Below are 13,108 nucleotides of genomic sequence, written 5' to 3' on the forward strand. Positions count from 1 at the left end.
AGAAATCCAAATTGGAATAAGAATAGTACAAAGAGTGATGTGCCCCTCAGTAAGAGATTTCTCTAATATTGAGGGGGAAATTTAGCGCTAATTCTGAAATTTATTATTGGGGAAATAAAGACGCTGCTAATTCAATATTTGATTTAATTGGCTATATAGCCCTTGTGCGCTCTTTTTATAACCATCAACAGACAAATGGACATTATCCGGTCGTGCTAAATCTTGCGCTGCCCATGAGCGAATTGAGCAAGGGCCACCCATAAAGGCTTGCCAGTCCCAAAACAGCGTGTTTTCTTGCGCAGCGACGGTTTTTTGAATTTGAATCACATTCAGTAAGTTCACGGGCATTTGTGCTTGGCAACTTGCCGCCTGACTAAATTTTAGTGAATCATTCGGGCCGACCAATAGAATTACACTATTTGGCATTTGCTGGCGGATTAAGCGTATTTTCGCCCGCAAATTTTGCTCATAAGCGGCTAAATCTAATGTGTCATTAAATGCTTCGTTGGTACCGTAGGCCAAAATGATCATATCAGGGGACATTTGCGCTAACGTTTCGCTCCACTGAGGCTGCCATTTATCGACCATCGTTAATGTCGCGCCGTTAATTCCCAGTGCAGACACCATCACGCCTGGTTTTGTTGAGCGCACTAACCAACCGCCAATTTTTAGGTTGTTATCTTTGCTCACGGAAATCTGCGCAGGTAACTGGGTATTTACTGGCGTTGAGAAGCGCCACTGGTTCCCTGTTGCAGGTAACGCCACATTTGGGGAAGCTGCGGGGGATACACGCATTTGTGAATCATTTGAACCTTGATATAGCGCCTGTAACTGATAAGCCCCCTGCGCGGGCTGTAATGGTTTTAACAATACATTGCTGTTCACTGCTTGGGGCTCTGCAATAAAGCCGCCTAGTGGGTAATCAAAGCGTTCATCTTTACGGCTTGAAGATAGCGACCACTCTTTTTTCTCGCTCATGCGGTTAATGGTTGCAGTGCGTTGACCTGGTACTGAAATTGGTGGGATAAAACCAGGGCCTGCATCACCGTAGCGTTGCTGAAATAACGTTCTCAGATTGCCACTGAAAAAATCAGCAGCAGTATGAGAGTCACCAATTTGGACAATGTGCACTTGCTGGTTGCCTTGGTGCAATTTATTGGCAAATTGACGCAGGTTTGGTTCTGCGTTATTTACAAGTTGCCCTCGCTCAACCGCGTCCTGACCTTTCGTCGAGCTCGGTGTTCGCGTTTTGTCTGATGTGTTCTGGCAAGACAATAAGCCTAATGACAGCAGCGCAATAACGCTACCAGCCAAAATTTTGGACTTAGCTTGACGCAGGTTGTTCAGTTTCATGAGGTTCCTTTTCTTCCTCTACGAAGTGGATCAGAGAAAATACTTTTTCCGCGATGAGCTGTTGGCCTTTTCCGCTGAAATGAATGCCATCACCACTTCGTAATTTAATTGTGCTGCTTTCATCGCCGATATAGTCAGAGTAGGTATCGCCTTTATATTTAAAGACATCATTGACGGAGAAGTAGATTTCACCGTTGCTCTCGACTTCAGATTGGTAGAGGCTTCGTAAGAATTTCATACCATCAGATAGCGTATTTTTACGCATATTAGGGGGGCCAACCCAAATAACATCAACATTGTGCTGGCGGGCGGTGGATATTATATCACTAATCCGCTCACGGTAAACATTTTCCCAATCTTCACTCTTAAATTTGACGTATTTATAACCTGTTTGTGGTGGCATATCCCAAGGATCATTAGGCCCTAAAAATACCACTAATACTTTAATATTTGGATTGTCATTCAACGCTTTGGCAATAGTCTGTGGCCAGTTGAAAAAGCGTGGGTAAGCGAGCCCCGTGCTCTGCTTACTTAAATTAATGCTATCGATATTATACTTTTTCAACAGCATATTTTTCACATGAGGAGCAACGCCTTGCATCATCGAATCACCAGCAAATAACACCTTCTGATCTTTTTCGATATTGGCGATGTGTTTGGCAACAATCGGCTGATTATTTTTGATAGCCAAGCCGCTAAAATTAACCCCTTTTGCTTTTTCTCTGGCTTGTGGGCGTTTCAGTAATTCAGGAAAAGTGACAGACAAGCTTTCTGCTGGGTAAGTGTAGCCATGAAGAAAGTGCAGACCCACTTGGAAATCCGTTGGAAAGACTCGTTTTTTGCCTTGGTTTTCCAGCGCGAGCTGCGTTGCTTCTTTCTCTTCTTTGGCCTTTTGCCCTGATGCATGATAAGCAAATGTTGTTCCCGCTTCTAACGCGCCATCATGCAAAGAAGCCCCATAATCCCAGATAGGATTACCTGCCATTTTTGCCCATGGGGTATCTTGGTGGTATTTCTGCTGCCAGAAACGCTCTAGAGAGCTTTGGTTTAACCAAATCAAGAGTAAACCTGCCACTAAGACAATTAACAGCACCTGAACCATTTTAACGAGGGTCTTTTTAAACTCAGAAGTTAGCATAAATGAACCCCGGCATTCCTGAAGGCGAAAGCATAAACATAATCGTTAAAATAATGGCAAGGGGAATAGGGTAATAATACCAAGGCACGCTTTGATAATGTTTCGCGACAACATGGTAGCCTTGCACAAAATAAGGATAAGCAATTAATAAGACCCAGAACGCAATTAACAAACCAAGGCTGGCTTGAATAGAAGCAATAAAGCCTGGCGCAATGATTTGGTTGAGCATTAATATTGCGTCATCAAAGGATTGACTGCGGAAAAAAATCCACGCAAAACAGACAAAATGGAACGTAATAATCCGCGAAACCCAAATGGATAGCGTTTTGTTAGGAATAACTTTTGTCCACCCCAACTTTTCCATGCACAAAGTCTTAAGGTTGAGTAATACAATCCCTAAGCCATGAATTGCACCCCATACGACAAATGTCATTGCCGCGCCATGCCAGAGCCCTGAAATGACCATTGCAAGGAAGACGTTAGTATTCATTCGGCTGAAACCTTTGCGGTTGCCACCAAGGGGGATATAAATATAATCGCGAATAAAGGTGGATAAACTGATATGCCAACGAGCCCAAAACTCTTTTAAATTAGCGGCTAAATAAGGCGCATTAAAGTTAACAGGTACTCTGAAACCTAATAATAAGGCAATCCCAGTGACAAGGTTGGTATAACCTGAAAAGTTAAAATAGATATTCCAAGCGTAAGCGTAGGTGGCTATAAGGATCTCTCCTGCGCTATAACCGACTGGCGCATCAAAAATAGGGTTAACATAGTTTTCAGATAAATAAGAACTAAATAAGAAAAGTTTTACCAACGCTAATGAAATTAAGAGGATGGCTTTGCGGCTATCTAGAATTGTGCGAGTTTCAGCTTGGATTTGCGGAAGAAAGTTTTTCGCACGGTTAATCGGGCCAGCAACGATGCTTGGGAAAAATGCAAGGTATAGTGTTACATCAAAAAAATCGGCTTTTTGAATCTCTTTTCGACACACTGAAACCGTATAGCTGACGGAATGAAAGGCATAGAAAGAAAGCCCCAACGGCGCCAGTATTTCTAAAATAGGCAGCCCAACGCTAAAACCGAATTTATCTAATGTTTGTTGGATGCTTTCTTGAAAGAATGAATAATATTTAAAATACGTAAAGCACCCGATAATACCTGTAGCGAGAATGACATAAATCCAACGATTGGAGAGCCAGTTCGTTATCCAATTAGTTAATAAGTAGATAAAAAGGGTATAGCCAAATAAAATATAAGCAAAGTCAGGACTAAAAGAATAAACAAAAAAGTAACTAGCAGTAATTAAGAGCCCATTTTGTAGTTTTGCGCTGGGCTGACAGCCCCAATAAATAAGAAAAAAAATTAAAAAAGAGCCAAGAAACTCAAACGAGAAGAAATTCATATTAGACTCAAAGATGTTAATTATTTTGGTAGAAGATAGCCTATGATATTTATTATCTGGTTCTATGCAATCAGAATATTGCTCGTCATAGTTAAAGCGGTGACTTTGTTGGTTGCGTTCAGCTACCCTAGTCACATACTTATGTATGCTCCTAGGGATATCTTCTCTTGCCGCCTTGCCACCACTTTATCTATTTAGAGCAACCCTTGAGATCTGAAAAAATCAAAAATCAAATAAATGCGACTCAAAAAGAATAAAAAAAATCCACTTAGCAAAGTGGATTTTTTTATGTCTTGTACCTGGTGATACAAAAATTTAGATGCGAGTGGATGCTCTTTTTTGAGCTTGTGTAATCAATTCTTCGTTACTCGCGTACATTTCTTGTAGATAGCGGTTATAGGATGAACCTAACTCGGAGTACCCTTTCATATCGTTGATAAGTTTATTGGTATCTAACTCATCTTTTGATAAACGTTGCTTAGCTCGCGATGTACGTAGAGACTCATAAGCATTGTGGGTATTCATATTTTTCATATAGGCGGTTACTGTTTCTTCTACAGTTGAGTAGGTCGAATAACCTTTAATCTTACCTTTGTTGGCCTTACAGCCGCTACCGCAGCGCATACCAAATAAATTACCATTTTGTTGAGCGAGTTGTGATGTACCCCAACCAGACTCTGTTGCTGCTTGTGTTGCAACTAAGTGCGTCGGCATGATGTCAACACGACTAAGTAGTTTGTCCCAATTAATGCGTTTTGGGTTACTACACTTCACACCATAGCTATCACAAATTTGGCTAAGACGGCGCAGTTCTTGAGCGCTCCACTTCTTATTTGCACGAACGGATAACAACCAATTACGTTCTTCCAAAATTTGCTTATTCACTTTTTCAATTACAGGGACAACCGTTTTCAAAAATGCTTTCTTTCGTGGCGTACCAGAGGGATATTTTCGCAAATCAGGCAGTGAGGTTTTAGCCTGACTGACATTTTGCACAGTGCTACTTGAGTAGTCTTTACTGAGCATTTTGCTGGTACTGGTGGAGCCGAGACTTAAGCTCGAAAATAATAATAAAAATAAGAAAGCGAAGACGGCTTTTGTCCTCATCGTTCGAGAGGGCATTTGCTTCTCCTAAGTTTCTCTGAACAAAATTCGAGCGAATAGTAGCAGAATAATTTTTCACGAGCTACATTTATCAAGCCAACATTAGCAAAATTACTGTATTATTTTGTTGTGTTTTTTATGTTTTTGTGTTTTAAATGATTTTTAATCAGATTTCAGTCATTAATGGTATGTTCATGTATGTGTATGTATAAATAAATCTTCAGTGTTTCCTTTGCTACTCCTCTCACTTAAGCTAAATTAGATTGAAAAACGAACAAATGGCACAGTTATTTTATGGTTACTTTGATTAAAAAATAAGCGATCAGTAGGTTGTTTTTTAGCCAAAATAAGAAACTCATCCTTTTCTTAGATGTGATAGAGAAGACCTAAGCTAAATAAAAATGACGTTCGATAACGAAAAAAAGTGCAAAGAAATGACTTTTTTTCTTGCTAAATAATGGGTGGAGATATGAGAAATTTGACGCGTTAAAATTGCAGGAAAAACGGTTTATGGTTGCAATATTTGTTGCTGTAAATCCTGTTTTTTTGCATCTTCAGCTAACCAAGAAAAATCGTTCTTAGTCCAATACTGAATAGGAATGGGTAAATTCGCCATATGTTTTGTGGGGAGCAAGCGCAGTTGTGCCAGTAAGGATAAATCATACTGATGGTATTGGTTTGGTAAGGTTAGCATTAAGCGTTGCGTGGGTACCACTTGCATAGGAAGTAGAGGGAAACGGCTATCACTTATTTCGTAGTCCCTTGTTAAAACAAGAAATTTTTCAGGTACGCGTCGGTAACTGTTCCACCATAAGCCATCTACACTATCAAACATCTTCTGGGTCGTTTTTTTATCCGTATTGCTTAATTGTTCAAGGGCTAACGGTAAAATATCTTCCATTGATTGTGAGTAAATTGGTAAAGAAGCTGCACGTCCCTGTAGAATTAAAGTCATCGCAAGGCGTGCCCCGAGGAGATTCGAGTAAAGGTCTTCAGGTGAAAATGCAGAAATACCCTCAGAAAAACCTGGGACAGATTGATAACCATACCATTGTGCGATTTCATGCCAAGCCGCTAGCTGAAAAGCAAGCTTCGCGGCAAGATAAGCGCTGAGGGTATAGCGTTGTTCAGGGGATTGCGGCGGTGTGAAAGCGCTAAAATGGATTTGCCGGCCTGCAAGTTCATCACTGAGTGTTAGTGACCATGCTTCACCGAGGCGCGAATAAATTTGGCTGAACAAATAGAATGTATAATCTGCGGTATCCCTAACATGGGAGATATCAATAAATCCGCCTTGCTCAGTATAGAGTAAGCCAATTTTCTCATTGCTTATCCCCATCAATGCTGCAGACGCACCCAAAAAGCTATCATTATAATGGTGTTCGCCAAGTTTATCGGCTTCGACAATATTATCGATAGTATAAAATGGAACGGGGAGCCCCCACAGTTCCGCTTGTAGGTTATAACCGAAAGCGCAGCAGGCGCGTAAGCCTTGTGGAGGAGGCAATGACGTTACCACAGGCCAGGCTTGAGGTGCTTCTTCGAATGAATATGTGGTTAACACAGGTTTTATGGCGGAAAGCTCAAGTGGCTCACGGCTTTGGCAAGCGGCTAAAAATAGTGTAAAACTTAGAGCAGTCAACCACTTACCCATTAAAATGCCTCTCCCACCTGAAAATAAACCCCAGAGCTGTTACGGCCCATGCCAAAATCTAAACGCACATTCATTCTTGGTTTAAATTCAAATCGATAACCTACACCGACCGTTGGTAGCCAGTGCCCTTTACCTAAGTCCGATGATGCATCACTCATCGTCCCTGTGCCTAACCAACCGACAACACCATGGCGCCAATCCAGCTTCTGGCGCACTTCTATTTGGCTGGTGAATATATTGTTATCGCGATAACGCCCTTCGTAATAACCACGCATGCGGTTGCCATTACCTAATAGGGAAAGCTGGTTCCATGGTACATCCCCTGTCGCAAAACGAGCATAGTTATCAAGGGCAACAACGGTGTTTGGCGTTAGCTCATGATAGTAGGCATATTGTAACTGTGTGGTTTGAAAACGCGTATCGCTACCAAGGCTTGGTGCAAAATAAGTATAAACTACCTCAAAAGTTTGGCCTTTATGTGCGTTGGGTAAAAAATCGCGGGTATCAAAGCTATAGTAAGCGCTGATCCCTGAATTTAAGACTGACCGTCCACCCACGGATTTTGCAAAGTAGGTTTTTGCGCCATCATCAGGATCACTGGCATTGATGGATGAAAAGTTCCAGCCAAGGCCAACATAGGTAGCATCGGTTAGCTTATAAAGTGCTCTTGGGGTAATTTGAAATTCTTGAGAATGGTACTTTTCTTTATTATGGTCATTCTTTCCTGCCGCATAGCCTTTTCCCCAATAATAGGTTGGCACGTTGTTTATTGTGCCAGAGACAAATAGCCGCCACTGGTCATTATCGAGAAAATTATAATTGGTGAAATTTAAACCAAAAGCACCTGTAGAGGAGGCAAAGCCACTGAGCCCAATCGAAGAGGGCTGTGTTGTTTTATCGTCTTTGTCTATTCGGTAGAGCCCGACCAGTGCGGTGCCAATACCAATGCCCATTTCTGGGGTATAAAATGGGCCAGGCAAAACGCCCCAATCAATCGTTTTGCTTTCATCAAAGTGGTTTTCGCCCCCAAGCTCATTTAGCCAGCCATCGATTTGCGGGCGTTCGGGGAAAATATCTGCTTTTGCAGGAAAGAGCATAAAAAGGCTAGCGAGTGCCAGCCCTTGTATAAGAGCCAATCGCTTCATTAAAAACGAAATTCTCCAGAAATAAAGAAGCTATTACGGTTATTAAAACCAATTTCGGTTAACACATTAAAGTTTCTAGTGAGCTCAACTCGTGCCCCAACAGTATTATTCCATTTATGAGCAAGATGTTGTTTAACATCGAATTTTGTATCATCAGGAGCTAAAATCATCCACTTGTTTAATTCTGGAGGTAAATCTAGCTTACTGACGTCACCCTTGAAGCGTTGAGTGATATCTTGGTACATCGCCCCTGTCCAAACTTGAACTTTTGTATTCCCTTGTCCTGCAATTAATGGTTCAAAAACAAATTCATAACCAATTCTTGGTGTAACCACAAAAGCGGTAATGTCGCCATCTAAAATATCAAGGCTTGTCCTTGTGTAGTTAAAATCTAATGTGCTGAAAAATTGGTTGTAAGCACCAGCGAAAGTTACTCCACCACCATAAGATTTCCCTTTGTAATCTAGTTCGAATGGCAAATCTTTACCTATGGGGATAGTGAGTGGCCCGAGCTTAGCTTCTACATTATTTAAGTTGGTTTTGGAAGTGCCTTTAGTATGACCGTATAAGCCATAAACATTCATAAATGGTAGAACCCAAGCATCCAATTTGAGCATATGAGATTCATTCTTACTGCGGGTATGCCCTGTTTCAATATTCAATATTTTACCAAGGTCTAAACCTGAGCTTGAGCTAAAACCTATTTTATCAACTTTAATATCCTGACGAAGATTCATATACCCATAGCTCACCCCAAAAGGTTCAGGTAAGTCATAACCTCTGGCACGGGCTTCATCCCCCCAAATAGGCAATACTCGTGACTCTGAGGAAGAAGAACGAGTAATACCCCCTTGGCCATTATTTTGAGGGACACCAGACTCACTCATGGTGACTGAAAATAAAGGGCGGTCACTGTCGGCAAAACTGGTAGAAATGCTTATAAAGGATGAAAGGATCAGCGCAGTGCTGAGTTGAATGCGTTTCATAAAGTTAACTCAATATTTAGGGAATCATGAAGTGTATAAAGCGGTTTATTGATAATCTCACAATATTAGTCGGAATTTTATCATTGATGTTGATTGTTTGGGTGGCGCTTAATGCTTTTTAAACCACGAAGTCAAGTTAACCCAAGTATGTTGAAGGAATATTTAAGATGGTTATTCTGTTGTAAAGAATAAGGCCGATATGAACCATATCGGCTTAAATAAAAAATGGGTTTATGGCTTATTTTGTTGGTGAAAACGGACACGCTCATGGAAATAGGCTTTTAGGTGATCTTCCATCTGATGGATTTTTTGCTCTAACGCATTTACAAATACATCGTCATTATTCATATCGAAAACACGCTGCATCGCGAGGTCATCAACGTATTCTTTTTGTTCTTTTGTTAAGTCAGCCATATTTTCATCACCTATATTGGAATGGAGTTATTTACCCGTTATTTTAAGGGAAATAAAAGAAAGAGCACTATTGTGCCTTAGCCAATAGCGTATGAAAAGTAGAATAAATCATTGTCGAATAATGATAATTTATCTACTTAGATGAAATGTGAGGGATCAAATCACAATCTGAATTGGTTAAGAATATTCACAATATTCTTAATGAATATAAGCTGATATCCTCGCCTCAGTCACTTATTAACGGGTCTGAATAATGAACAATAAACAATACTACCTTGATACAGCTGCAGGTGAAGGTGAAAAAGAAGCCTCCATGATGGTTGCTATTCCTGCATCTGAATTGACCTCTGCATTACTTGAACAGCGTTTAGAAGAACAAACCTATTTCACTGAAGGTGAAATTGATTATATTCCTGATGAAGATGGTTTTTTCTTTAATTGTAAAAAAGGGGAAGAAGAGCTGCGCTTTTATGTGGCGTTAGTGGATAGCGACCCAGATTATACAATTAATCCTTATTTTGCGACTGACCCCATTACCCCTGAACTCTATGCCGAAGCGAGTGCTGCGGCACAAGCGGTTATTGTCGAGTGTGTTTTCCATGATCAACCGTTGGTTAATTACTTGCAGCAATTAAAAATCATCCAAATTCTAGTGCCCGATTTATTATTAGGGCTGGATATTTCAGCGGCAGGGAAAGTCTTTACTCGTGAGTGGTTAAATTTCCAATTAATTGATGATTTAATGCCAAGTATTGATTCTTTATATGTTGTTCATGCGATTTATGACCAAGACGATAACGAAGATAAACCTGAAGAAGAACGCGCGCCGACTATGTACTGGTTCCATACCCATGGTTTAGCGCGTTGTGGGTTATCCGAAGCTGAAATTATTATCCCGCATCCGATTTCTTCTTATTATGGTATTCCCGAACTGTTTTGGAGTTTTGTGAATAACAGCATCACCCACGGTAAAATTGTCTTTAATGAGCCAATTTTTATTGGGCAAACACAATCAGGTTATGAATACTTGGTGGCATTACCTTTTGAGGAAGGATTGTTGCACGTGGGTAAATCAACGCCAGTGGATGATTTAAAACCGCTGGAAGAGATGAATTTCGAATTTGGTGATGAAACATCTGAACGTTTTATGGGGGATTGGCATGATAGAGACGAGTCTCACCAGCACCCGTCCGCCATGTTATTTCGCGTAACGCAAGAAAACCCAACGCTGGAAAGTTTCTTTGAAGGGTTTGAAGAGCAAAATGCGATGATGTTTATGCGCACAGATGAAGAAACGGCGGATATGTCCCGTAAAGCGAAGCTGCGTTGGGAATATTTCACCCATATGTTGGATAACTATGGCCCGAAACCCGCGGTGCAGAAAAAAGGTTTCTTTGCTAAGTTCCTCGGTAAAAATGATGAAGAACAAGGGTCAGAATGGCGTTTCTTGGTGAAGTGTGGCATTGGTTATCACGATGCGGAAGAGGACTTTGATGGCCATGAACACATGTGGTTTGAGCCTGTCTCATGGAATGGGGATCAATTTGAAGGGCGCTTAATCAACCATCCTTTCTATGTGCAAACAATGCAAGAAGGGGAGGTTTATCCATTAACCCGTGATGACATTACGGATTGGACAATTTATTTCCAAGACGGCAGCTACACCCCTGACACGATTTACAAGTTGCTTAGTGGCGCACAAGTTCATTAGTCGCGTTTGGCATGATAGACTGGGCGCGCAATGCGCCCAATTGACAGTTAAAAGCTTAATTTGATGAATGAATCTGATCTTTACCAATACGCCCTGTTTATGCTTTCACGCCGTGATTATGGAAAAGCTGAGTTATTTGCTCGGATGAAACGGCGTATGTACGAAAAAAATGACGGCATCATTGATGAAACAGTGATTGAACAGGTGTTGGATAGATTAAGCGAGCAACATTTTCTCGATGATAACCGTGTGGTTGCTCTATTACTGCAAGGCTATGTACGTAAAGGTTACGGGCCGCTACGTATCAAACAAGAAATGCGCCAAAAGGGGTTTTCTCAAACACTTGTCGACCAACATCTTGCCAATATTGAGGTGGATTGGTTTGAAAAAGCAGCTGAAGTGCGCAACAAAAAATTTGGTGATGTATTGCCCGATGATTTTAAAGAGAAAAGTAAGCAAATTCGTTATCTACAATATCGCGGTTTTTTTGGTGATATGATTTACGAACTCTTTAATGGGTAAATTTACGTATTTAATTAGCGATGATAAACAGACATGTTGTTAAGTTGGCCTATCACGCTCATCATTTCCTTATGAATAAAAGCCTTATCCTCCAGTGTTCAAATAATAATCGATAAAATTATCTGCAAAGTAAGTTAGTAAAAAGATTTATTATTTATTTCTCTTGTATTTTTACTCATTTCTATATTAAAAAACATCTGCTGACATGATCATCGTCAGTGAATTTTGCTTAACTATTAGGCAGAGTAATTTTTTTTATAATTACAAAATAAGACAGGCAGGAGAAACAAATGATTGAGCTCTTAATCGGCGTCATTGTCGCCATTGGAGTTGGGCGTTATATCATCAAAGGGTATTCGGCAACGGGCGTGTTAATGACAGGCGGTATTTTACTGCTGATTATTACCGCTATTATGGGAAAAAGTATTTTACCTGGTTCTGTTCCAACGACGGGGTGGCGTGTAACAGACATTCTGGAATACATTAAATTCCTCCTAATGAGCCGAGGTGGTGACCTTGGTATGATGATCATGGTGCTTTGTGGGTTTGCGTCGTATATGACACACATTGGTGCCAACGATGTCGTGGTAAAAATCGCGTCGAAACCACTGAAAATGATCAACTCACCGTATTTATTAATGGTAGCGGCTTATATTGTAGCATGTTTGATGTCACTGGCGGTTTCATCGGCAACTGGCTTAGGGGTGCTATTAATGGCAACCTTATTCCCCGTGATGGTAAACGTTGGGATCAGCCGCGGTGCAGCTGCTGCAATTTGTGCTTCACCTGCTGCAATTATTTTGGCTCCAACATCGGGTGACGTGATCTTGGCGGCACAAGCTGCAGAAATGCCATTAATTGATTTTGCCTTTAAAACCACATTACCGATTTCCATCGCTGCGATTGTTGCGATGTCGATTGCACATTTCTTCTGGCAACGTTATCTCGATAAAAAAGAGCACGTTAAAACAGAAATGTTAGATGTGAATGAGATCAAAACTCATGCGCCTTCTTTCTATGCCATCTTACCTTTCACACCCATTATTGGCGTGTTAGTGTTTGACGGAAAATGGGCACCTGAATTGCACATTGTTACGATTATTGTTGGCTGTATTATTTTAGCTGCAATTATTGAATTTTTACGCAGTTTCAGTGCTAAACACGTCTATGGTGGTTTGGAAGTTTGCTATAAAGGCATGGCGGATGCATTTGCAACGGTGGTCATGCTGTTAGTGGCTGCTGGGGTATTTGCGCAAGGTCTAAGCACAATTGGCTTTATTTCAGGGTTGATTAACCTTGCACAATCTTTTGGGTCAGGCGCTATTGTGATGATGATTGCATTAGTGATTATCACCATGTTAGCGGCGATGACTACGGGTTCAGGTAATGCGCCATTTTATGCTTTTGTGGAATTAATCCCACACTTAGCAAAACAAATGGGAGTTAACCCTGCTTACTTGGTTATTCCAATGCTACAAGCATCTAACTTGGGACGTACTTTGTCCCCAGTTTCAGGGGTTGTGGTTGCAGTTTCTGGTATGGCAAAAATTTCACCGTTTGAAGTAGTGAAAAGAACTTCAGTTCCAGTCTTAGTGGGCTTGGTTGTTGTGGTTATTGCTACTGAAATTTTAGTCCCTATTCATCTGTAAATTTTTAATGATTGCCATAAATGGCTG

At 40.9% G+C, this 13,108-nt stretch carries 11 protein-coding genes; 3 read left to right on the top strand and 8 right to left on the bottom strand.

All coding sequences use genetic code 11. The features are described from left to right. Window positions 1-126: 126 nt before the first annotated feature. The 8 genes from ACE2AL_RS02180 to ACE2AL_RS02215 all read right to left on the bottom strand — a co-directional run bounded on the left by ACE2AL_RS02180 (window position 127) and on the right by ACE2AL_RS02215 (window position 9,199). Window positions 127-1,353, bottom strand: a complete 1,227-nt coding sequence (locus tag ACE2AL_RS02180) for an SGNH/GDSL hydrolase family protein (RefSeq protein WP_272539610.1) — start codon at window positions 1,351-1,353, stop codon at window positions 127-129. After that, a complete protein-coding gene (locus ACE2AL_RS02185; protein ID WP_206086254.1) occupies window positions 1,325-2,491 on the bottom strand; it encodes an SGNH family hydrolase in 1,167 nt (388 codons plus the stop codon). Before ACE2AL_RS02185 ends, ACE2AL_RS02180 begins: the two co-directional genes overlap by 29 nt. Further along, window positions 2,478-3,896 carry an MBOAT family protein gene (locus ACE2AL_RS02190; protein WP_272539609.1) on the bottom strand — a complete coding sequence of 473 codons (1,419 nt, stop codon included), beginning with the start codon at window positions 3,894-3,896 and terminating at the stop codon, window positions 2,478-2,480. Before ACE2AL_RS02190 ends, ACE2AL_RS02185 begins: the two co-directional genes overlap by 14 nt. 315 nt (window positions 3,897-4,211) lie before the next feature. Next, window positions 4,212-5,018 (bottom strand): protein bax, encoded by an 807-nt coding sequence (locus tag ACE2AL_RS02195; RefSeq protein WP_206086256.1) that lies wholly within the window; start codon window positions 5,016-5,018, stop codon window positions 4,212-4,214. Window positions 5,019-5,508: 490 nt separating this feature from the next. Continuing rightward, window positions 5,509-6,654 carry a DUF4056 domain-containing protein gene (locus ACE2AL_RS02200; protein WP_206086257.1) on the bottom strand — a complete coding sequence of 382 codons (1,146 nt, stop codon included), beginning with the start codon at window positions 6,652-6,654 and terminating at the stop codon, window positions 5,509-5,511. Next, window positions 6,654-7,799 carry a BamA/TamA family outer membrane protein gene (locus ACE2AL_RS02205; protein WP_272539608.1) on the bottom strand — a complete coding sequence of 382 codons (1,146 nt, stop codon included), beginning with the start codon at window positions 7,797-7,799 and terminating at the stop codon, window positions 6,654-6,656. The genes ACE2AL_RS02200 and ACE2AL_RS02205 overlap by 1 nt, the downstream gene beginning before the upstream one ends. After that, complete coding sequence (locus ACE2AL_RS02210; RefSeq protein ID WP_272539607.1) at window positions 7,799-8,785, bottom strand: hypothetical protein; 987 nt, start codon at window positions 8,783-8,785, stop codon at window positions 7,799-7,801. The genes ACE2AL_RS02205 and ACE2AL_RS02210 overlap by 1 nt, the downstream gene beginning before the upstream one ends. A gap of 231 nt (window positions 8,786-9,016) precedes the next feature. Further along, window positions 9,017-9,199 carry a hypothetical protein gene (locus ACE2AL_RS02215; protein ID WP_206086260.1) on the bottom strand — a complete coding sequence of 61 codons (183 nt, stop codon included), beginning with the start codon at window positions 9,197-9,199 and terminating at the stop codon, window positions 9,017-9,019. A gap of 253 nt (window positions 9,200-9,452) precedes the next feature. Here ACE2AL_RS02215 and ACE2AL_RS02220 point away from each other — a divergent pair, with 253 nt between their 5' ends. The 3 genes from ACE2AL_RS02220 (at window position 9,453) to dcuC (ending at window position 13,081) form a co-directional block, all read left to right on the top strand. Next, window positions 9,453-10,910 carry a DUF4026 domain-containing protein gene (locus tag ACE2AL_RS02220; RefSeq protein ID WP_272539606.1) on the top strand — a complete coding sequence of 486 codons (1,458 nt, stop codon included), beginning with the start codon at window positions 9,453-9,455 and terminating at the stop codon, window positions 10,908-10,910. 63 nt (window positions 10,911-10,973) lie between these two features. Beyond that, window positions 10,974-11,432, top strand: coding sequence for a regulatory protein RecX (locus ACE2AL_RS02225; RefSeq protein ID WP_206086262.1), 459 nt, complete (start codon window positions 10,974-10,976; stop codon window positions 11,430-11,432). A 290-nt stretch (window positions 11,433-11,722) separates the two neighbouring features. Beyond that, complete coding sequence (dcuC, locus tag ACE2AL_RS02230; protein ID WP_206086263.1) at window positions 11,723-13,081, top strand: anaerobic C4-dicarboxylate transporter DcuC; 1,359 nt, start codon at window positions 11,723-11,725, stop codon at window positions 13,079-13,081. Window positions 13,082-13,108 lie beyond the last annotated feature (27 nt).

The sequence above is a fragment of the Providencia xihuensis genome, from assembly GCF_041953405.1.
Classification (GTDB): domain Bacteria; phylum Pseudomonadota; class Gammaproteobacteria; order Enterobacterales; family Enterobacteriaceae; genus Providencia; species Providencia vermicola.